Raw genomic sequence first — 21118 nt, 5'->3', positions numbered from 1 at the left:
CCGGCAGGTAGTTTGCCGGATATTTATATAAACAGTAAGTATTTTTAGATGCTTTTTAAGTAGCTTTCTGAATGAATGGTTAATGATTGTTATCAATGTGCTTGCAGCCAGTTTGTACCCCATCCGCAATCTGCTTTTAAAGGGACATGCATACGATAGGCTTTCTCCATTTCTTCAATAACCACTTGCTCTACTATCTCTTTTTCTTTTACCGGTACACTGAAGTTCAGTTCATCGTGTACTTGCAAAATCATTTTAGCTTTCAAGCCTTCAGCTTTAAAACGTTCATAAATACGGGCCATAGCAACTTTGATTATGTCCGCTGCACTTCCCTGTATCGGAGCATTGATTGCATTGCGTTCTGCATATCCCCGCACTACCGCATTGCGTGAGTTGATATCCGGCAGGAAGCGTTTGCGATGGAAAATGGTTTCAACATAGCCGTGTTCACGCGCCACTTGAATACTTTTGTCCATGTAGGCTTTTACTTGCGGATAAGTTTCAAAATAACCGTCTATCAGTTCTTTGGCTTCTTTGCGGTCTACATTCATACGTTCGGCCAAACCAAAAACGGAAATACCATAAATGATGCCGAAGTTGGCAGTCTTGGCTTTACGCCGCATGTCTGCAGTTACCTCCTTTATATCTATTTTATAGATCTTAGCCGCTGTAGCAGCATGAATATCATAGCCGCTGAGAAAAGCATCAATCATGTTTTTATCTTTGCTCAAGTGCGCCATTATACGTAATTCAATCTGTGAATAGTCGGCGGAAAAGAAGCTGCAACCGTCATCGGGAATAAAGGCTTTACGGATTTCTTTGCCATCTTCGTCCCGGATCGGAATGTTTTGCAGATTAGGGTTACTGGAACTGAGTCTTCCTGTTGCAGTAACAGTTTGATTGAATGAGGTATGTATGCGGCCTGTTCTTGGATTGATCAGTTGCGGAAGAGCATCGATGTAAGTGCTTAATAGTTTCTTTAGACCTCTGTATTCCAATATTTTACCGATAACATCATGTCTGTTGCGTAAGCTTTCTAAGACCTCTTCTGAGGTGACGTACTGTCCGGTCTTTGTTTTTTTAGCTTTTTCTACTATTTTCAATTTATCGAACAGTATTTCTCCTACCTGTTTGGGGGATGCAATGTTGAATTCTTCTCCGGCGAGGTTATAGATCTCTTTTTCGATACTCTGTAATCTTGTGGTGAAGTGCTCTGACGATTGTTTCAATGCTTCCGTATCTAAACGGACTCCGTTGCTTTCGATATTGACAAGAACGGGAACAAGAGGCATTTCTATTTCATAAAATAATTTCTCAGCATCATTCTTCTTTAATTCCTGTTCCAGGATATTTTTTAGTTTAAGCGTGACATCTGCATCTTCACAGGCATACAGATAAACATCTTTGGGAGAGAGGTCGCGCATGTTTTTTTGTCCTTTTCCTCTCGGTCCAATTAACTCTTCAATATGGATCGTCTGATAATGCAGGTAGATTTCTGCCAGATAGTCCATGTTATGCCGAAGCTCCGGTTGGAGTACATAATGTGCCACCATGGTATCAAAGAGTCTGCCTCGGATTTCAATGCCATAGTTCTGAAGAACGAGCATGTCATACTTTATGTTTTGTCCAACCTTGAGTGACTTATCGTTTTTGAAAACAGATTCAAATTCCCGAACGATTTTAGTCGCTTCTTCTCGTCCCGCTGGTACCGGAATATAAAATGCCTGATTTTCGGCGATACTAAAGCTCATTCCTACCAACTCTGCATCCATCGGATCTGTTCCGGTTGTTTCCGTATCTAACGCAAGAATTTCTGATGTCAGCAATTTTTTAATTATTTCCTGTCTTTTTGATTCAGTATCAATGAGTTGATAGTCGTAGGTTAATGAATTTAAGCTTTCCAGATTTGATTTTTTCTCTTCAGTTGGAGTGTCGGGCGTAAATTCTTCGAAGAGATTACCTTGAATGGGACTATTTTCTTGACTAAACAGTGGTCCGGCAGGAGAGGGGGACGGTGATGATTCTTTTTTGAATATCCGTTCCATCAATGTACGAAATTCCAGCTCCTCAAAGATTTTGCGGAGTGCTTCTTCGTCTGCTTGTTCGCGGACAAGTGAATTCATGTCGAGTTGGATCGGTACATCTATTTTAATTGTTGCCAGGAACTTTGAGAAAATGATCATTTCCCGGTTCGTTTCAACTTTTGTCTTCAATGCTCCCTTCAACTGATCGGTATGTTCAAGGAGATTTTCAATGCTGCCAAACTCAGCAATTAATTTCTGAGCTGTTTTTTCTCCTACTCCCGGGCATCCCGGAATATTATCGGAGGAGTCACCCATCAGTCCGAGCATATCGATAACCTGTGCCGGAGATTGGATATCGAATTTAGCTTTTACTTGTTCTATCCCCATTACCTCAAATTCCTTATCTCCATATTTGGGGCGATACATGAATACATGATCTGTTACCAGTTGACCATAATCTTTGTCGGGAGTCATCATGTAAGTGGTGATACCCTGTTTCCCGGCTTCTGTTGCCAAAGTCCCGATTACGTCATCTGCTTCGTATCCCGACACTTCGAGGATGGGAATTCGGTAAGCTCTGATGATATCTTTTATAATAGGTACGGAAAGGCGGATTGCTTCCGGAGTTTCTTCGCGTTGGGCTTTGTATTGCTCAAAAGCTTCGTGGCGGAACGTGGGGCCTGACGGGTCGAATGCAACTCCGATGTGAGTGGGGTTCTCTTTCTTCAATACTTCTTCCAGAGTGTTAACGAATCCCAGTATGGCCGATGTATTAAATCCCTTGGAATTAATGCGGGGATTTTTTATGAACGCATAGTACGCCCGATATATAAGAGCATAAGCATCTAAGAGGAACAGTTTGCTGTTTTGATTCATATTTTTCAGTTTTTTCATGGTAAAAGTACAAAAAAATACCGTATTAACCGTTTTATTATTACTTTTGTGCTCAAATAGTGTGTGCATGGATAGCTTATCTTTAATAAAGTCCCCGATTACTACGGAGCTGGAAGATTTCAAAAATCTGTTTGATAGTTCTCTGTCCAGTTCAAATCTTTTGCTTAATAATGTGATTGCTCACATCCGGCAGAGGAATGGTAAGATGATGCGCCCTATTCTTGTGTTGCTTGTAGCAAAGCTTTATGGAGAAATAAAGCCTGCTACTTTACATGCAGCTGTATCCCTTGAACTTCTTCATACGGCAAGTCTGGTGCATGATGATGTAGTGGACGAAAGCACGGAACGTCGTGGTCAACTGTCAGTAAATGCTATTTTTAATAATAAAGTAGCGGTATTGGTGGGGGATTTTCTTTTGGCAACGAGTCTGGTACATGCCGAGCGCACTCGCAACCATGATATTATCGGTGTGGTAGCATGTTTAGGACAAGATCTGGCAGAAGGAGAAATACTGCAACTTTCCAATGTCAGTAACCGGGAATATTCCGAAACGATTTATTTTGATGTTATCCGCAAGAAGACAGCTGCTCTTTTTGCAGCATGTACCAAGGCTGCAGCGCTTTCGGTAGAAATAACCGATGAAAAGGCTGAATTTGCGCGTCTTTTTGGCGAAAATATTGGAATCTGCTTCCAGATAAAAGATGATATTTTCGATTATTTTGAGAGTAAAGAGATTGGTAAACCTACCGGAAACGATATGCTGGAGGGTAAGTTGACTTTACCCGCATTGTATGTACTTAATACTACTAATGATGCATGGGCGCAGGAAATGGCTCTCAAAGTGAAGGATGGTACGGCTACAGTAGACGAAATAGCCCGTTTGATTGAGTTTATCAAACAAAACGGAGGGATAGAGTATGCCATAAAAGTGATGTACGAATATAAAGAACGCGCTCTTGATTTATTGCGTATGCTCCCGGATTCGGCAGTAAAGACTGCCCTGATTACATATGTGGATTATGTCGTTGATCGAGATAAATAACTTTTTTATTTCAGTGTTCTTTTTTTCCATGGGCTTTCTTCATCTTCTGTCGCTTTTCGGTAGAGGCTAATATTTCTTTCCTGTTTTTCTTTTTCAGAAGCCTCCATTGCTTGTCCCAAAAGGAAACTTTTTCCTACTTCAGTCCAATTGCTAAAAGCTTGCATACATTGTTGGCCCGCCGAACAAATATAATTCCACGCAAGGTCTTCATTAATATATCCGGTATCGTAGGCTATCCGTACCAGGCATACCATTCTTCCCATATCCCATGCTAATACCCCCTTTTTAAAGTCTTCTTCTTTGATTTCAACAGCCTGACCAGCTTTTGTACAAGTGATAAAATTGTGTAGGTTGTTGCATTTTCGTATGAAAAGTTCAATGCCGAAAAAACGCTCCCGTAGTTTTTCCTCCAGTTCTTTGGGAGCATATTCTGACAGTAGAAAGGGTAGGAGAATACTGAATGAAGTACGGTCGCCTTCATCATGCAGGAAGTGAATCATTTCAATAACAGCCGTTTCGTTTTTGATTCTTGGACTTCTCTGAAGAAGTTTAGAGAGGGTTTCTTGGTTTGCTCCTGTTGTCAGACTATCTACATAGAAATGCTCTTGCAGACTTGGAATCAGACTGATAAATAATCCGGTTTCCTTTGCCTTGTCTAAACTCTCCCTTTGTTGGTTCCGGTTGAATTGTTGAAATAATGCCTGTTCTGTCATACTCTTGTTTATTTTAATTCTTTGTTAACCGAAAAGCGTGAGAACTGTTGCTCTGTATCTTTCCTGGGGCTTCGGCAAGCCGTTATGATGATACAAGCAACAGTCTCACGCTCCGTTCGATATATAACAAGAGTATATACGTGAAGGTGCGTGAGACCCGTTTGCTTATTACCTTTCATAACATGAATTTTGCCGAATTCCAGGAAAAAGATAATAATTGAAACGTTCTCTAATACAATGATTTAGCCTATTCTCTGTGGGCTAATATCAACGCAAAGATAGAAAAATCTTCTGACTTCTTCGTAGGTAACTTTAGTTTTTCTTAAATAAAAATACCGTGTCACCCCACATTAATAAAAGGGGACGACACGGCATGACATATTTGATTGCTAATGTAGCCTTTAGAAGAATTTCAGTTCTTCGCCTTTGATTTCAGACAGGAGCAGATTTGCCAAACGACTGGTTCCCAAACGGAACAGTTTGTTACTAAGCCATTCTTCACCTAATATCTCTTTTACAATGGTATAATAAATCAAGGCATCATTTACGCTGTTAATGCCGCCGGCCGGCTTAAAACCTATTTTATTTCCGGTTTGTTCGTGGTATTCTTTGATGGCCTGGCACATTACATAAGCTGCTTCCGGAGTTGCTGCCGGTTGCTGTTTTCCGGTGGATGTTTTGATGAAATCGGCTCCGGAATACATCGATAGGATAGAAGCTTTTTTAATGTTAGAGGCAGTCTTTAGAGCACCTGTTTCAAGGATTACTTTCAGATGATGTTCTTTACAAGTTTCCTTTAGCTCCATAATTTCTTCACACATCGTTTCGTAGTCACCGTTTAGAAATGCCCCTACAGGAATCACGATATCTATTTCGTCGGCTCCGTCAGCCACTGCCATTGCGGTTTCTGCTATCTTTATTTCAGTAAATGTTTGCGAAGAGGGGAATCCTCCTGATACGCAAGCGATATTTACACCTTCCACCTCGAGTGTGTCTTTTACCACCTGTGCAAAATTAGGATATACACAGATTGCCGCAACGTTCTTCAGATCAGGAAATTCATTATCGAACTGATTCACTTTTTCAGTGAATCTCATGACACTTTCATCGCTGTCTGTCGTATTGAGTGTGGTCAGATCAATACAGTTGAAAAGGAATTTTTTTACCTCCTCCGTATTGTTCTCCGGTACTTTTTTATCGATTAATGCTGCAACTTGAGCCTGTACGTCAGCATCGTTCAGTTGCGTGTTGTACTTAGCCAGAGCGGTCAGGTACTTGTCTTGAGGAGTATCATTCATTTCCATGTTCTCTCAGTTTTGGATTGTTGATATGTCTTTTATTATCTCTTTGAGTTTTCTTTTCCAGATTTCGTGCAAATGCCTCTGTGAGGTTTACGCCGGTTTGGTTCGCGATACACAGGAGCACCCAGAGTACGTCTGTTATTTCGTCACTGATGTTGTCTTTTTCGCCTTCCTTAAAAGATTGATCGCCATATTTGCGAGCCATAATGCGGGCCAATTCGCCTACTTCTTCCGTGAGAACAGCCATATTGGTCAGTTCGCTGAAATAACGTACACCGTATTCGTGTATCCACGAATCGACGGCTTTCTGTGCTTCTTCTAATGTCATTATTCCTTGTTTTTGGTATCAATACAAATAGTTACAGGCCCATCGTTCAATAATTCTACTTTCATATCGGCTCCGAATTCTCCTGTTCCCACTTCCTTCCCTAATGCACAACTCAAATCTTTGCAGAATTGTTCATAAAGCGGGATTGATATTTCCGGTTTGGCGGCCTTAATATAGGATGGACGGTTTCCTTTTTTTGTAGATGCGTGTAGCGTAAACTGACTGATTACCAATATATCACCTCCTGCATCTAAGATTGATTTATTCATAACTCCGCTTTCGTCATCAAAGATGCGGAGATTTACGATTTTCTTGCATAGCCAGTCAATATCCTCCTGTCCGTCCGTATCTTCAATACCTGCCAGAATCATCATTCCTTCCCGAATTGCGGATTTACAGTGTCCGTCAATTGTTACTGAAGCGTGGCTGACGCGTTGTATAACTACTCTCATTCAAATTATATTGCTTAATCTTTACTATTGCAAAGATAGCTATTTTTAGCGATTATTGAGACCCTCTTTTACGATTTTTGCCTTCGATTCACCTATTACCGTGGCCACTTCTTCCATAGAAGCTTCTTTGATACGTTTTACGCTTTTGAACTCTTTCAGCAGGAGGGTTTTCGTTTTCTCCCCGATTCCCTTGATGCTGTCCAGAGCGGATGATACCTGTCGTTTGCTACGTTTGTCTCTATGGAAAGTAATGGCGAAGCGGTGTACTTCATCCTGGATCTGTTCCAATAGCCGGAATAAAGGGCTATGCTGTTTGATGCCGATTGTTTGAGGTGGGAAACCGAAAAGCACTTCAGAAGTTCGGTGTTTGCGGTCTTTGGCAAGCCCGGCAATAGGGATGTCCAGTTGCAACTCTTCCATTACTTGTCTGACTACCTCCATTTGCCCCTTTCCACCGTCAGTGATAATCAGGTCGGGCAGGGGAGATTCTTCCTCTAAGACGCGTTGGTATCGTCTTCTGACAACCTCTTTCATTGAGGCATAATCATCGGCACCTACAACTGTTTTGATATTGTATTTTCTGTAATCGTTCTTTGATGGCTTTGCTTTCTTAAAGACTACGCAGGCTGCCACTGCATCTGTCCCCTGAATATTTGAGTTATCAAAACATTCTATTTGCATCGGCAGTCTGTCCAGATGTAGTTCCTGCTGAATCTCCTTCATCAGACGCATACTGCGTTGTTCGGGATTCAGTTTTTCAGCTTGCTTCATCCTGTCAGCCTTATATTGTTTTACGTTGAGTAGAGATAGTTCCAGCAACTTCTTTTTATCGCCTCGCTGAGGTATGGTGAATGTGACGTTGTTCAACTCCATTTCTATATCGAAAGGAACGATAATCTCACGCGAAGCGCTTTTGTAACGTTCTCTCATTTCGATGATGCCCAATGTGAGCAGTTCTTCTTTTGTTTCATTCAGTTTCTTCTTGTACTCAAAAGTGAAAGCCTGATTGATAGCTCCGTTTGTGATATGGAGATAATTGATGAAAGCTGATTTCTCACCGTCTTCTTCGATCGAGAATACATCTATGTTGTGCAGTACCGAACTGACAACCTCGGATTTCGAACGGTAATTTTCGATTAATGCGTATTTTTCTTTCACCTTTTGTGCTTCCTCGAATTTCATTTCAGCGGCTAATTCCTGCATCTGTTGGTACAGCATTTTGCTTATTTCCTGAGTATTCCCTTTAAGGATCTCTTTTATTTCAGAGATGTTTTTCAGGTATTCTTCTTGTGATTGCAGTCCGATGCATGGTCCGGCACAGTTCTTGATGTGATATTCAAGGCATACATTGAACTTCCCTGCGCGAATATTCTCAGGTGAAAGGTTTAGGTTACATGTGCGTAAAGGGTATAAGTGCTTTATCAAATCGAGTACGGCATGCATGGACGGAGCGTGACTATATGGGCCGTAATAGGATGAACCGTTTCGGATGATACGCCTGGTTTTGAATACTCTTGGAAAGTATTCGTTCTGTACACAGATGGACGGATATGTTTTATCGTCTTTCAGCAGGACATTGTAACGCGGCTTATACTTCTTGATCAGGTTATTTTCAAGCAGTAACGCGTCTTCCTCTGAATTTACCACGATGTAGCGTATGTCTGCGATCTTGCTTACTAATACACGGGTTTTTCCGGGTTGATGTTCTTTGCTGAAATAGGAATTAACTCTTCGTTTCAGGTTTTTTGCTTTTCCTACATAGATAATGGTGCCTTCGGCATTCAGATATTGATAAATGCCGGGCTTTTCAGGAAGGTTTGAAACAATCCCTTTTAAGTATTCGCTGGTTTTAAGTTCTTGATCTGTATTCATAAAAAAGGGCATAGTGATTATCACTATGCCCTGCAAATATATTCATTTTATTTATAACGACAATACGGATTGTACCTCTACGTCTTTGTCGTTTTCGAATACTTTTTCCCCATTCAACTCTTTTAATTCAATAATGAAGTTGATATATACTTTCTTCGGATGGAGTTTCTTTACGAGATTACAGGCAGCTTTCATTGTGCCTCCGGTTGCCAGCAGGTCATCGTGCAATAATACTACATCATTTTCGTTCAAGGCGTCTTTATGTATCTGCACTGTATCTTTGCCGTATTCTTTGTCATAGCTTTCTTCCATTGTCTCGGCAGGGAGTTTCCCGGGTTTACGGATAGGTATGAATCCTGCTCCGAGGCGGGTTGCGAGAATCGGACCCATAATAAAACCCCGTGATTCGATACCTACTACCTTGGTGATCCCTTTGTCTTTGTACATTTCGTACATAATATCCGAGAGTTCTTGGAGGCGCTCCGGGTCTTTGAACAGTGTAGTGACATCATAGAATAAAATTCCGGGTATTGGGAAATCCGGTATTTCCCGGATGCTTTTTTTAAGCTTCTCTTTGCTCATAATCATTGTTTTATATCGTTTCTTTAAATGTTTTGTTTCACGTGAAACGCAAGTGCCCTATCGTCCGGAAAGGACCAGTAATACGTTGATGTCGCTTGGCGAAACACCGGGAATCCGGCTTGCTTGCGCTATTGTTTCGGGGTCGATTTTCTTAAGTTTCTGTCGGGCTTCAGTCGAAAGTGATTGAAGATTGTCATAATCGAACTTGCCTTTTATCTTAATACTTTCAAGTCTTGCCAACTTGTCAGCGATGATGCGTTCCCGTCCAATGTAGCCTTCATATTTGATTAGAATTTCTGCAGCTTCCAAAATTTCGTCTTTCCTTTCATCTGTGATTTTTTCTAATTCGCGCTTAAATGCCGGTATGTGTTCGGAGATGTTTTCTATTGTAATTTGCGGACGATTAATCAAATCAATCAACTTGCATCCGTGGCGTAGGGGAGTAGTCCCTAATTTTTCAAGTGCATCGTTTATTAGTGCAGCTTTAATTGAATAGTTACGGGTAAAGTTTACAATGCTTTCTATTGCTTCACGCTTGCTCTTTAATAAAGCATAGCGGTCCTCTTTTACTAACCCTAATTTGTATGCTCTTTCTGTGAGTCGCATATCTGCATCGTCCATGCGAAGAAGAATGCGATATTCGGCTCGTGAAGTAAACATGCGATAAGGTTCGTCAACACCTTTAGTCACGAGGTCGTCGATTAATACGCCAATATATGCTTCATCCCTTGCTAAGGTGAAAGGCTCCCCGCCATGGCAGTTGATGTGTGCATTAATACCTGCAATGATACCTTGTCCGCCGGCTTCTTCATATCCGGTAGTACCATTTACTTGTCCGGCGAAGAAGAGATTTCTGATTTTCTTCGATTCCAACGTGTGTTTTAGTTGTGTCGGATCAAAGTAGTCGTATTCGATAGCGTATCCCGGTCGATAAATAACGAGGTCTTTGAAAGCGGGAATCTTCTTCAGTGCTTTTATCTGTATATCCATCGGCAAAGATGAAGAGAATCCATTCAGATATAATTCCTGCGTAGTTTCTCCTTCCGGTTCAAGGAATAACTGGTGTTGTTCTTTATCGGGAAAGGTTACGATCTTTGTTTCGATACTCGGGCAATAGCGTGGTCCGATACTTTGTATTTGACCGTTGAAAAGGGGAGAATCGGATAGACCGTTGCGCAGAATGTCATGTACTTCTTTATTTGTAAAGCACGTCCAGCATTGTAATTGCTTAAGATGCCGCACGCTGGTATTCATGAATGAGAATTTGTGGAAATCGCATTCACCATCCTGAGTGTCCATCAGTTCGTAATGTACGCTTCTTCCGTCAATACGTACAGGAGTGCCGGTCTTCATTCGTCCGTATTCAACGCCATGCTTTGCGATGGATTCGGTTAATTCGTAAGAGGCCGGTTCTGCCATACGTCCACCCGGAAGTTTTGTTTTTCCTACATGCATCAGTCCGTTCAGGAAAGTTCCTGCGGTCAATACGATGCATTTGGCGTGAAACGTCACATCCCAGAAAGTCTTCAGTCCCACAACCTCTCCGTTTTCAACGATAATTTCCTTTACGGTATCCTGCCAGATATGTAAATTAGGTATATTTTCTAATATTTCACGCCAGGCCCAGATAAATTTATTCCGGTCGCACTGTGCACGCGGGCTCCACATAGCCGGCCCTTTCGAACGATTTAGTATACGGAACTGGATAGCTGTCTGATCTGTTACTAATCCCATGTAGCCACCCAAAGCATCTATCTCACGTACAATTTGTCCTTTAGCAATCCCCCCTACAGCAGGGTTACAGCTCATTTGCGCCACCTTGTTCATATCCATAGTGATAAGACAGGTTTTTGAGCCTAAATTTGCTGCCGCTGCCGCAGCCTCACAGCCTGCATGTCCGGCACCAATTACAATAACGTCGTACTTAAAATCCATTGAATCAATGTTTATTTCTTAACCGCGCAAAGTTACGAAAAAGTTGCCAGTTGCGGGTTTTATGCAATAAGTTTTAAGTGTTTATAGGTATCACAAACCAATGATTTAATTTATCGATAAGATCTTAATTTTGCCTTTTTACTGTCAAAACGTTTGTGATTTGAACGTTTTAAAAAACGCTATTTGGGACGAAATGTTCTCAATAGCCAAAAATATGAGCAATTGGGGCTCTTTTGGAGCGTAGGCGGTCAAATGAAGTTAACTTCATACCTTCGGGAAGTTAACTTTTTGTTGATAAGATACTAATTCTTTCCAAGTACGAAGTTAACATCGTATTAGCATGAAGTTGGTTTTTTGTTAAAAGAGGATGAACTTTACACTCAATAAGCTATTTAATAGTGTAAAAAACACCTTTTCTTTTTCTGAAATTCATCAGAAGTGTTTATGCTATTAAATGTCTTTTTGTTGAATGCATCTATTTTTTGCTTTCTAATATCCATGTTCTGGTTTCCTGTTTGGTCTTTTTGCTTGGGAAGGGTATAAATTCTTATCTTATTGAATTTATCTAATTCAAAATGCCAGCGTTTTTTTGAGTATTGTTTCCGGTTGGACGGAAATATGGGGATGTAGGGGAGTCTGAAAATACAGAATGATAGATTATCAATTGTCTTCTTTTGAAAAATTAGGAAGTTACAGAAAAGAGTCGTAAGTTTGTTGGATAGAAAGTATTATAATTATGAATAAGGCATTTCCTACTCTCATTCTTCTATTGTCTTTAGTAGGAGTATTGATCTCTTGTCAACATTCTTCTTCTGCGTATCCCTCTTCTTTAAGGTATGCCGATTCTCTAATGGAAATTTCTCCTGATCATATTTTGAATTATCTCGGTGAGCTTAATGTATCTGCATATTCAAAAGATGATCGGATCTATTTTGGTTTACTTTTGACACAGGCTACTGATAAAAACTTTTTGCCACTTCTTCCCTGTGATTCACTGATTGATGCGGCCCTGGATTATTATGTGAAAAAGGATGGTATTCATTGGGCTCGTGCTTGGTTTTATAAGGGGAGGATTCAACGACAAATGAAAATGACGGAAGAGGCCCTGAAGAGTTGTTTTACCGCTTTGCAAGGGGTAGAAGGGAATACGAAAGAGGAATTGAAGTTGAAAGGAATGATTTATGAAGATATGGGAGGGATCTATTTGGATCAGCTCCTTTATCAGAAAGCGTTTGAAGAGTTCTATCATTCTTATCAGTGCGATTCTTTGCTGAATGATGAAAGGATCTTAATGTATTCTCTGTCGAATATGGGCTGGGTGCGTGTAGTTGAAAAAAAAGAAGAAGAAGCCTCTTTTTATTTGGATCAAGCTTTACGGTTGGCTTCGGCTTTGAATGATTCCATTTTTATAAGTGATCTATATGAACGCATGAGTTTAAATTGTGAGAATGTGGACTCTGCTTTTATATATGCCTGTTTGGCAGAAAACTATTTGACTAAGAAGAACGACTCCATTAGTTTGTGGCTAACATTTGGTGAGTTATATTTGGATAGACAGAAGCTGGATTCCGCAGAATATTATTTAAAACGTATTCTAAATACTTCTGATTTTGAACGGAAGATATTAGCTTCGTATTCTTTGGCAGAGGTTGAACAGATCAGAGGAAATTATCAACGTGCTTTTGAATATCAGTCTTATTATGGCGATAATATAGACTCTATTTTCTCTTTAAATCATGCATCTGATATCGAGCGGTTGGCCTATAAATATGATTCGGAAGCGAAGATTACAAAAGAGAAGGAAAGCCGGAAGGTTTTAATTCACCGAATCTGTTATGGAGTAATTTTGTTCGTGCTGATCATTGCTATCGTTTTTCAACGAATCCATCGATGTCGAAAAATAGCTCAAGTGTTGTATGAGCAGCGCGTTGCTTATTTAAAAGAGCGCGTTGCTTCGTCACAGTTCCACATAGAACGTTTGGAAGCTGAAATCAGTTCTTTAAAACAAATAGGTGTGGAACGCGAGCAAGAAATTGTATTGAAGCAATCAGAGTTGCGTCGTATTATTGACGAGAAAGCGCATTTACGTAATAGTCTATTTAAGGAGACATCTATTTTTAAGCGTATTCAAGAACTAAGCAAACAAGTGAAGCGAGAGTGTGATGAAACGATAAAGAATCCCAAAGTACTTCTTGCGAAAGAACAAGTGCAATTGAAAGAAGTGTTGTTTGAACTTTACGACGATCATATTCAATACCTTCGTGCTACTTATCCTAAAATAACTGATGACGATTGTATCTACTGCTGCCTGAAACTTTGTGAAATGGATGATCAGACTATTGCCTATTGTTTTGGCAATACAAGTAAGCAAATTGTGGTGCAGCGGCGTTTACGTTTAAAGAAAAAAATGAAAGAATCAAATGAATAAATCCTTTTTTTGAGATTTATAGAACATCAAAAGAGAAAAATGTTATCAGATGTGATCGCTTTATCTCTGTAAATTAGCTGTTTATAATAATATAAGTGTTATCTCTTTTCTCATTTTACTAAAGGGGAATAGAGTAACTTTGTCGTCAGAACAATAAACTTATATAACAATGAAAACAAAGATGATTGTATTGGGAGGATTACTATCTGCGCAAATAGTATTTCTGTCTAACAGTGTTTATGGAGAGAATTCTATGATTGTAACTATTATGAAAAGTAGACATAGCGTGCATGTGATAACACATAAGAAGGAAAATCTGCAAAGAAGTACTTTACCTGTAGCTTGTGGCTATATCGAAGAGAACCAATTTGTCTTAAGTTTTAGTTTTTCTTTGGAGAATAGAAAGATACGGGTTGTTGACTCTGAAACCGGACAGCAAGTTTTTGATGATACGGTGACTGGTACTGCTGTCTCAATTCTTTTGGACAGAGATTCTAATAGTTTTGACGTTTATATTGGAAGTGAAAATTGATTTTAATTAAAAACTTAAAATAACACGAAATGAAAAGAATATTCAAATTAATATTGTTGTTATCTATATTTTGTGGATGTAATAAGAATGATGAAGAAACCATTGTGGATAACACAAATACAGAAGATATGTCTGAGTATAAAAGAGCTAAAGACTTGATATGCCAATTCAGTGAGAGGATAGATAAAGAGAAAGGTGGTACGAGAAGTAATACCTTGCAAATTACATTATCTTTAGCAGGTAAGAAAGCTATTGTCATTCCGAAAATGATTACAAGAGCTGGGGAGGTTAGTACAGATAGTGTGAATATGTTCGTATTTGATACAGAAAAGGATGGGAAATTGGGGTTTGCAATAGCCACCGGAAAAGCTGAAGTAGGAAGAGTCTATGCTTATGTGGAAAATGGAATGCTGTCAGATACTATAGAAAATGAAGGTATGGCTTATCTTGTTGGTCAGATTCCGGATATTATAAAACAGGATCAACTGAATTCTAGTCTGACAAGAAGCGGTGAACAGAGAACAACACATGTCTCTATACCATTGGTAAAGACCGAATGGAACCAGCATTATCCTTATAATGCTCAGATGCCTACGAATGGGAAGTGCTCTATGAGCTATTATTATGCAGGTTGTATTCCTATTGCAGTCGCTCAGGCAATTACTTATTATAGAAAATGTCCGATAGCTTATGATTGGGATGCATTTACTGTAAATACTGGGGTATACGATACTAATCTGATAGCTCCTGTATCTCAATTTGTGAGAAAGGTAGCGGATGGAATTAAGGTAAGCTATAGATGTGATGGGACAGGAACCAAAAACTTAGGCTCGACTAATGATTTTTTGAAAGGATGGGGATATAATGTCGAAAGACATAAGACGAATGATGTTGATAAGAATTTATTGTATCAATGTCTTATAACTAAAAACGTTGTTGTCTTTGTAGGAAAGAAAAAAAAGGGTACGGGACATGCTTGGTTGGTTGATGGTGGAGTTTTTGAATATTCAGGAAATGCCATGATTGGTTGTACTAATATACAGGTACAAGCGATTCATTGTAATTTTGGATGGAACACGTCTAATAATGGTTGGTATGCTATTAAAGACGGAGCTTATAATAGACCAGCTGATAATGCTTCTCAAGATGGTAATAATCCGACTAATGATAAAAATTCACCGAATGGTAATTATTACACAGATAATGATTATATTTATTTTCATGAAGCTATGGGGACTGAAATCTTATGGTAAAATATAAATTCATAATTATGAAAAAATTATTTTTTTTATGTTGTATATCTTTGGTGTGCATTTACGGATGCAATGATGATTCTGATAAATATTTTTCTAATTTTTTGAAGAGTAAAGAGGCGACTCTTGGTTCGGAGAGGGGGACCATTACGGTAGAAGGATGGGAGAAGTTTAAGCTGGTGCAGGCAAAGGAAATAGTAAATCAAGATACGATTTATACGGTAGATGAAATAAATGGCACTGATTATCAGGGAAGATGGTATCACGTAAAAGTCGATGAAAAACGGATGACTATAGATTGTGATAAGAATGAGACAGGGAATAAGAGAGTAGTTTCTTTACTTTTCCAGGGATCAGGTAATTCGTTTGATTGGTTTTCTCTGACCCAATCAGAATGATTCGGTTTATATATCATAGCTGAATGTATGTTACAATCGGATATTTTAGATATTTGGGATTACAGTTATATATTGAAAAATAAAAGATTAACCTAAAGCTGGATTTTAATTTAGGAGATAGAGTCAGCGTGTAAAAACTTATTCTATCTCCTTTTATCTTTTATTGTTTCCTTATAGCCAATGCCCTGTTTTCTGCCGCTTCCATGATTTCCCGCTCTCCGGGTCCCTTGTCATTAATGCCGCAAAGGTGGAGGATTCCATGAATGATGGTACGGTGTAATTCCTCGTCATAAGTCGTATTGAATTGCTCTGAGTTAGTCTTTACCGTTTCCAGGCTAATAAATAAATCTCCGGAAAGACGGTCACCCTGACAATAGTCGAAGGTGATGATGTCTGTATAGTAATCATGTTGTAAGTACTGGCGGTTTACTTCCAGTATTTTTTCATCCGAACAGAATATATAGGCGATTTCACCGATTCTTTTCCCATAAGTGGCAGCTACGGCTTTGATCCATTCGGTAGTCTCGCGTTTCTTGATATCGGGCATTTTGACACCCTCTGTTTGATAAGTTACGGCCATAATTGTTTTTATTTTAAAAGAAGAATAAATAACTGATTAGAATTGCTGCAATGATTCCGGCAAAATCGGCAATCAGTCCGCACGTCACCGCATTACGTGTTTTCGTGATGCCTACGCTGCCGAAGTAAACAGCCAGAATATAGAAAGTGGTATCGGAAGCTCCGCGAACCACACAGCTCACACGTCCGACAAATGAATCGGGTCCGAATTGCTTCATGGTATCGATCATCAATCCATTGGCACCGCTTCCACTGAGTGATTTCATTAAGGCAGTCGGCAGTGCACCTACAAAACCGGTGTCAAGTCCACAGAATGCCACAATGGAGCCGATACCTCCAACGAGTATATCCATAGCCCCCGAAGTACGGAAAACCGCGATTCCAACGAGGAATGCCACCAGGTAAGGAATGATGCGGACTGCTGTGGTGAAGCCTTCTTTGGCACCTTCTACAAAAGAATCGTATACGTTGATTTTTCTTCGAATGCCTGTGCCGATAAATAATATGATGACAGAAAACAGGATCACATTGGCTGTCAAGGTGGAATAAATTCCCATATCTTCGCGTGAAAGCGTAGCCGTCAGGTAAATGATTCCGCCAAAAAAAAGGCTCAGGCAACCCATAAGTGTCAATATCGCTTTGTTTATCAGATTGATGCGCTGGGAAATACTGACAGCGATGACTCCTACCAGTGTGGAGATAAAGGTACTTAGCAAGATGGGGATGAAAATATCCGTTGGCTGTGCAGCTCCCATCTGTGCCCGGTAGACCATAATGCTGATAGGGATGATGATCAATCCGGAAGTATTAATCACCAGGAACATAATCATGGGGTTACTGGCGGTGTCTTTCTTAGGGTTCAGTTCCTGTAACTCTTTCATGGCTTTCAGTCCCATGGGGGTAGCGGCATTGTCGAGTCCCAGCATATTGGCAGACATATTCATAAAAATAGAACCCATGACTGGATGTCCTTTCGGAATGTCCGGAAACAAGCGGCAGAAGACCGGACTCAGCCAGCGTGAAAGGGCATTGATCAGTCCGCTGTTTTCACCGATTTTCATTATTCCGAGCCAAAAGGACAAGACACCGGTGAGTCCGAGGGAAATCTCGAATGCTGTTTTAGAAGAGTCGAAAGTAGAATTGATAATCTCCGTGAATATTTGGGTATCGCCGAAGAACAGGAGTTTGCAGACGGCAACTACGAAAGCAATCACAAAGAACGCAATCCAGATATAATTTAGAACCATAAATATGCCCGTTAATTTTCCTACAAAATTAAGAATATGTTTCTATTCATTGTGGCTTTTTTGCCTATTTTTGTCAGGATGTAACTTTATAAACTCAATTGTCTCGATGAAATCGATAGAAATTCAAAAGGAGCTGGAGACTTATGTTGATCCGGTGAAGCGGGAATATCTTCCCGGATTCTTTAAAACCGGAAAAGGGCAGTATGGCGAAGGTGACAAGTTTCTTGGGGTAGTAGTGCCCAATACTCGTATTGTGGCTAAAAGGCATAAGGACATCCCTTTTGAGGTAATGGCTGAATTGCTTCAGTCGGAGTGGCACGAATGCCGGTTGTGTGCATTGCTGATGATGGTGGAACGGTTTAAAAAGTCCGACGAGAAAGAGCGGGAGGCTATCTATCGTTTCTATCTGTCTCAAACGGAACGTATTAACAACTGGGATTTGGTAGACCTGTCGGCTCCTTATATTGTAGGCGAATATCTGAGAGATAAATCACGTGACGATCTTTATCGGCTGGCTAAGAGTAATCTGCTGTGGGAGCAGCGCATCGCGGTAGTGGCTACTGTTACTTTGATCAGAAATAACGATTTCACCGATATTCTTCGTCTGGCAGAGTTGTTGTTGCAGCATAAGCACGACCTGATGCAGAAGGCTATAGGCTGGATGCTCCGTGAGATGGGAAAGAAGGACCGGGACTTGCTGTTGCAATTCTTGGATAAATACAGGATGGTGATGCCACGAACTATGTTGCGTTATTCGATAGAAAAACTGACGGAAGCCGAACGAAAATATTACATGAAGCGTTAATTGGGGCATTGCAGGATTGGCTACAGGGATCCGGGGAACCGAGAGATTTAATCTCTTGCTTATAGGGATGTCATCCTCTGTGAACTCTGTGTCCTCTGTGGTGAACTTCTCGTTTCAAAGGAAAAACTCTGTGAAACGCTGTGCTACTCTGTGATGAAATCTATATCTTTGCTACCTATTTATAAAAAAGAAATGGAAGAAGATTTTAATATACGGGATCATCAACTGACCAGCAGAGAACGGGATTTCGAGAACGCCCTCCGTCCATTGAGCTTTGAAGACTTCAACGGGCAGGACAAGGTGGTCGATAATCTCCGCATTTTTGTCAAGGCGGCTCGCCTGAGGGGTGAAGCACTGGATCATGTATTGCTGCATGGACCTCCCGGATTGGGAAAGACTACTTTATCGAATATTATCGCTAACGAGTTGGGTGTGGGATTTAAGATAACTTCCGGACCGGTACTCGACAAACCGGGTGATCTGGCCGGGGTGCTGACCAGTCTTGAACCGAATGACGTGTTGTTTATCGACGAGATTCACCGTCTTTCACCGGTAGTGGAAGAATATCTCTATTCGGCCATGGAGGACTATCGTATCGATATCATGATCGATAAGGGGCCCTCGGCCCGTAGTATCCAGATTGATCTGAGCCCGTTTACACTGGTGGGGGCAACAACCCGCAGCGGTTTGCTGACGGCTCCTTTGCGTGCCCGTTTCGGTATCAACCTGCATTTGGAGTATTATGACGACGATATATTAAGTGGCATTATCCGCCGTTCGGCAGGTATACTCGACGTGCCTTGTTCGTCTCAGGCAGCCGGTGAGATAGCTTCAAGGAGTCGTGGAACCCCTCGTATAGCCAATGCGCTGCTGCGCAGGGTGCGCGACTTTGCACAGGTGAAAGGTTCTGGGTCTATCGACACGGAGATTGCCAACTATGCGCTTGAAGCACTGAACATCGATAAATACGGACTGGATGAAATTGATAATAAGATTCTCTGCACCATTATTGACAAGTTTAAGGGTGGCCCGGTGGGATTGACAACGATTGCCACTGCCCTGGGTGAGGATGCTGGAACGATTGAGGAAGTATACGAGCCATTCCTTATCAAGGAAGGGTTCCTGAAGCGTACTCCCCGGGGACGTGAGGTGACGGAACTGGCTTACAAACATCTTGGGCGCAGCCTTTACGATAGTCAGAAGACACTGTTTAATGATTAGATACACAAAAACAACATGGCCGGATTAAAGTCATTGGTAAAAGATACAGCCCTGTATGGGCTGAGTAGTATGGTTGGTAGGTTTCTGAACTATCTGTTGGTGCCGTTATATACAGCGGTCTTACCTGCCGCATCCGGCGGATATGGGGTTGTCACCAACGTATATGCCTGGGCGGGGTTGATTATGGTACTGTTGACGTTCGGGATGGAGACCGGTTTCTTCCGTTTTGCCAATAAGTCGGAAGAAGATCCGGCAAAAGTATATGCCAATTCATTGATTTCGGTAGGAGGTATTTCACTTATCTTTGCCGTCCTTTGTCTGACATTCCTTCAGCCTGTCTCTAATTTTCTGGACTATGGCGATCATCCTGACTTCATCGGGATGATGATAGTGGTCATGGCGCTCGATTCTTTCCTGTGCATCCCGTTCGCTTATCTGCGTTATAAAAAGCGTCCCATTAAATTTGTTGCCATTAAGTTCGTTTCCATCATTGCCAATATCGTTCTGAACCTGTTCTTCCTGTTGCTTTGCCCGTGGTTGCATGTGCATTTTCCCGCATCGGTGGATTGGTTCTATAATCCGACCTATCTGGTAGGGTACATCTTTGTCACCAATCTGATAACAACCTGTTTGCAACTTTTTTGCCTGATTCCCGAGCTTCGTGGCTTTGCCTATCGGGTGGACAAGGCACTGTTGAAGCGGATGCTTGTCTATTCTTTTCCGATATTGATTTTTGGCCTGGTAGGCATTTTGAACCAGACGGTGGATAAGATTATCTATCCTTTCCTCTTTACCGATCGTCAGGAAGGGCTGGTGCAACTCGGTATTTACGGTGCTGCCACCAAGATTGCCATGGTGATGGCTATGTTCACTCAAGCTTTTCGTTATGCCTATGAGCCGTTTGTGTTTGGTAAGCAAAGAGAAGGAGACAATCGCCGGATGTATGCCCAGGCGATGAAGTATTTCCTTATTTTTGCCTTGCTTGCCTTTCTGACAGTCATGTTCTATCTCGATATTTTGCGTTATATGGTGGCACCCGATTATTGGGCTGGACTTAGTGTGGTAGCCATCGTGATTGGCGCGGAAATATTCAAAGGCGTCTATTTTAACCTCTCGTTCTGGTATAAGCTGATCGATGAAACTCGTTGGGGAGCTTATTTCTCCATGGTCGGATGTGCTATTATCGTCGGAATGAATGTACTGCTGGTTCCCATTTACGGATTCGTGGCCTCGGCATGGGCTTCGGTAGCCGGATATGGGGTAATTACGGTTCTGTCTTATTGGATCGGACAGAAAAAATACCCTATCCATTATGACTTGAAGCACCTCGGTATGTATGTGTTGCTTACAGCAGTGCTCTATGCGGCAGGAGAACTGGTACCTATTCAAAATGTGGTACTTCGCCTGGCTTTCCGTACCGTTTTGTTACTGATATTTGTGGCTTATGTTATCCGGACGGATTTGCCATTGAGCCAGATTCCTGTGATTAACCGATTTATTAAGAAGAAATAG

18 protein-coding genes are annotated in these 21118 nt (G+C 41.0%); 8 read left to right on the top strand and 10 right to left on the bottom strand.

Annotated elements, in window-relative coordinates; translation table 11 throughout:
* Window positions 1–92 precede the first annotated feature (92 nt).
* Window positions 93–2900 (bottom strand): DNA polymerase I, encoded by a 2808-nt coding sequence (gene polA / locus KO473_RS05425; RefSeq protein ID WP_005822590.1) that lies wholly within the window; start codon window positions 2898–2900, stop codon window positions 93–95.
* Between the two features lie 85 nt (window positions 2901–2985).
* On the opposite strand from polA, the gene KO473_RS05420 reads away from it, so the two are divergent.
* Window positions 2986–3960, top strand: coding sequence for a polyprenyl synthetase family protein (locus KO473_RS05420; protein ID WP_005779638.1), 975 nt, complete (start codon window positions 2986–2988; stop codon window positions 3958–3960).
* Window positions 3961–3965: 5 nt separating this feature from the next.
* Here the strand turns inward: KO473_RS05420 and KO473_RS05415 are convergent, their stop codons facing one another.
* The 7 genes from KO473_RS05415 to mnmG all read right to left on the bottom strand — a co-directional run bounded on the left by KO473_RS05415 (window position 3966) and on the right by mnmG (window position 11143).
* Window positions 3966–4673: a DUF1266 domain-containing protein gene (locus tag KO473_RS05415; protein ID WP_005822593.1), complete on the bottom strand. Its 708-nt coding sequence runs from the start codon at window positions 4671–4673 to the stop codon at window positions 3966–3968.
* Between the two features lie 401 nt (window positions 4674–5074).
* Window positions 5075–5977: a deoxyribose-phosphate aldolase gene (gene deoC / locus KO473_RS05410; RefSeq protein ID WP_005812349.1), complete on the bottom strand. Its 903-nt coding sequence runs from the start codon at window positions 5975–5977 to the stop codon at window positions 5075–5077.
* Entirely contained in the window at window positions 5964–6302 is a 339-nt protein-coding gene (locus KO473_RS05405) for a nucleotide pyrophosphohydrolase (RefSeq protein ID WP_005779634.1), read from the bottom strand. The genes deoC and KO473_RS05405 overlap by 14 nt, the downstream gene beginning before the upstream one ends.
* Window positions 6302–6754, bottom strand: a complete 453-nt coding sequence (gene dtd, locus KO473_RS05400) for a D-aminoacyl-tRNA deacylase (RefSeq protein WP_005822597.1) — start codon at window positions 6752–6754, stop codon at window positions 6302–6304. Before dtd ends, KO473_RS05405 begins: the two co-directional genes overlap by 1 nt.
* A gap of 45 nt (window positions 6755–6799) precedes the next feature.
* Window positions 6800–8626, bottom strand: a complete 1827-nt coding sequence (gene uvrC / locus KO473_RS05395) for an excinuclease ABC subunit UvrC (RefSeq protein ID WP_032537722.1) — start codon at window positions 8624–8626, stop codon at window positions 6800–6802.
* Between the two features lie 51 nt (window positions 8627–8677).
* On the bottom strand, window positions 8678–9214 hold the full coding sequence (locus tag KO473_RS05390; protein ID WP_022011645.1) for an adenine phosphoribosyltransferase: 537 nt from the start codon (window positions 9212–9214) through the stop codon (window positions 8678–8680).
* Between the two features lie 51 nt (window positions 9215–9265).
* Window positions 9266–11143, bottom strand: a complete 1878-nt coding sequence (gene mnmG / locus KO473_RS05385; protein ID WP_005822602.1) for a tRNA uridine-5-carboxymethylaminomethyl(34) synthesis enzyme MnmG — start codon at window positions 11141–11143, stop codon at window positions 9266–9268.
* Window positions 11144–11879: 736 nt separating this feature from the next.
* Between mnmG and KO473_RS05380 the strand changes: the two genes are divergently transcribed.
* The 4 genes from KO473_RS05380 (at window position 11880) to KO473_RS05365 (ending at window position 15754) form a co-directional block, all read left to right on the top strand.
* Window positions 11880–13571: a hypothetical protein gene (locus tag KO473_RS05380; protein ID WP_005822604.1), complete on the top strand. Its 1692-nt coding sequence runs from the start codon at window positions 11880–11882 to the stop codon at window positions 13569–13571.
* Window positions 13572–13740: 169 nt separating this feature from the next.
* Entirely contained in the window at window positions 13741–14103 is a 363-nt protein-coding gene (locus tag KO473_RS05375) for a hypothetical protein (RefSeq protein ID WP_005822606.1), read from the top strand.
* Window positions 14104–14132: 29 nt separating this feature from the next.
* Window positions 14133–15356, top strand: a complete 1224-nt coding sequence (locus KO473_RS05370; protein ID WP_005779623.1) for a C10 family peptidase — start codon at window positions 14133–14135, stop codon at window positions 15354–15356.
* Window positions 15357–15373: 17 nt separating this feature from the next.
* Window positions 15374–15754 (top strand): hypothetical protein, encoded by a 381-nt coding sequence (locus KO473_RS05365; protein WP_005779621.1) that lies wholly within the window; start codon window positions 15374–15376, stop codon window positions 15752–15754.
* A 160-nt stretch (window positions 15755–15914) separates the two neighbouring features.
* Here the strand turns inward: KO473_RS05365 and ybeY are convergent, their stop codons facing one another.
* Window positions 15915–16334, bottom strand: coding sequence for an rRNA maturation RNase YbeY (gene ybeY / locus KO473_RS05360; RefSeq protein ID WP_005779618.1), 420 nt, complete (start codon window positions 16332–16334; stop codon window positions 15915–15917).
* A gap of 13 nt (window positions 16335–16347) precedes the next feature.
* Window positions 16348–17580: a nucleoside recognition domain-containing protein gene (locus KO473_RS05355; RefSeq protein ID WP_005822610.1), complete on the bottom strand. Its 1233-nt coding sequence runs from the start codon at window positions 17578–17580 to the stop codon at window positions 16348–16350.
* A 106-nt stretch (window positions 17581–17686) separates the two neighbouring features.
* Between KO473_RS05355 and KO473_RS05350 the strand changes: the two genes are divergently transcribed.
* The 3 genes from KO473_RS05350 (at window position 17687) to KO473_RS05340 (ending at window position 21118) form a co-directional block, all read left to right on the top strand.
* Window positions 17687–18385, top strand: coding sequence for a DNA alkylation repair protein (locus KO473_RS05350; RefSeq protein ID WP_005822612.1), 699 nt, complete (start codon window positions 17687–17689; stop codon window positions 18383–18385).
* Window positions 18386–18577: 192 nt separating this feature from the next.
* On the top strand, window positions 18578–19606 hold the full coding sequence (ruvB, locus tag KO473_RS05345) for a Holliday junction branch migration DNA helicase RuvB (RefSeq protein WP_005779612.1): 1029 nt from the start codon (window positions 18578–18580) through the stop codon (window positions 19604–19606).
* 15 nt (window positions 19607–19621) lie between these two features.
* The gene (locus tag KO473_RS05340) at window positions 19622–21118 is read left to right on the top strand and encodes an oligosaccharide flippase family protein (protein ID WP_005822615.1); all 1497 of its coding nucleotides are present in this window, start codon (window positions 19622–19624) and stop codon (window positions 21116–21118) included.

The organism is Bacteroides sp. HF-4919, from assembly GCF_018860125.1.
Note: the sequence above shows the minus strand (reverse complement) of the source record. Positions and strands in the feature narration are given on the sequence as shown.

Bases quoted from the DNA above. Each gene is read 5' to 3' on its own strand.
- polA (WP_005822590.1), bottom strand. From the start codon at position 2,900: ATGAATCAAAACAGCAAACTGTTCCTCTTAGATGCTTATGCTCTTATA.
- KO473_RS05420 (WP_005779638.1), top strand. From the start codon at position 2,986: ATGGATAGCTTATCTTTAATAAAGTCCCCGATTACTACGGAGCTGGAA.
- KO473_RS05415 (WP_005822593.1), bottom strand. From the start codon at position 4,673: ATGACAGAACAGGCATTATTTCAACAATTCAACCGGAACCAACAAAGG.
- deoC (WP_005812349.1), bottom strand. From the start codon at position 5,977: ATGGAAATGAATGATACTCCTCAAGACAAGTACCTGACCGCTCTGGCT.
- KO473_RS05405 (WP_005779634.1), bottom strand. From the start codon at position 6,302: ATGACATTAGAAGAAGCACAGAAAGCCGTCGATTCGTGGATACACGAA.
- dtd (WP_005822597.1), bottom strand. From the start codon at position 6,754: ATGAGAGTAGTTATACAACGCGTCAGCCACGCTTCAGTAACAATTGAC.
- uvrC (WP_032537722.1), bottom strand. From the start codon at position 8,626: ATGAATACAGATCAAGAACTTAAAACCAGCGAATACTTAAAAGGGATT.
- KO473_RS05390 (WP_022011645.1), bottom strand. From the start codon at position 9,214: ATGATTATGAGCAAAGAGAAGCTTAAAAAAAGCATCCGGGAAATACCG.
- mnmG (WP_005822602.1), bottom strand. From the start codon at position 11,143: ATGGATTTTAAGTACGACGTTATTGTAATTGGTGCCGGACATGCAGGC.
- KO473_RS05380 (WP_005822604.1), top strand. From the start codon at position 11,880: ATGAATAAGGCATTTCCTACTCTCATTCTTCTATTGTCTTTAGTAGGA.
- KO473_RS05375 (WP_005822606.1), top strand. From the start codon at position 13,741: ATGAAAACAAAGATGATTGTATTGGGAGGATTACTATCTGCGCAAATA.
- KO473_RS05370 (WP_005779623.1), top strand. From the start codon at position 14,133: ATGAAAAGAATATTCAAATTAATATTGTTGTTATCTATATTTTGTGGA.
- KO473_RS05365 (WP_005779621.1), top strand. From the start codon at position 15,374: ATGAAAAAATTATTTTTTTTATGTTGTATATCTTTGGTGTGCATTTAC.
- ybeY (WP_005779618.1), bottom strand. From the start codon at position 16,334: ATGGCCGTAACTTATCAAACAGAGGGTGTCAAAATGCCCGATATCAAG.
- KO473_RS05355 (WP_005822610.1), bottom strand. From the start codon at position 17,580: ATGGTTCTAAATTATATCTGGATTGCGTTCTTTGTGATTGCTTTCGTA.
- KO473_RS05350 (WP_005822612.1), top strand. From the start codon at position 17,687: ATGAAATCGATAGAAATTCAAAAGGAGCTGGAGACTTATGTTGATCCG.
- ruvB (WP_005779612.1), top strand. From the start codon at position 18,578: ATGGAAGAAGATTTTAATATACGGGATCATCAACTGACCAGCAGAGAA.
- KO473_RS05340 (WP_005822615.1), top strand. From the start codon at position 19,622: ATGGCCGGATTAAAGTCATTGGTAAAAGATACAGCCCTGTATGGGCTG.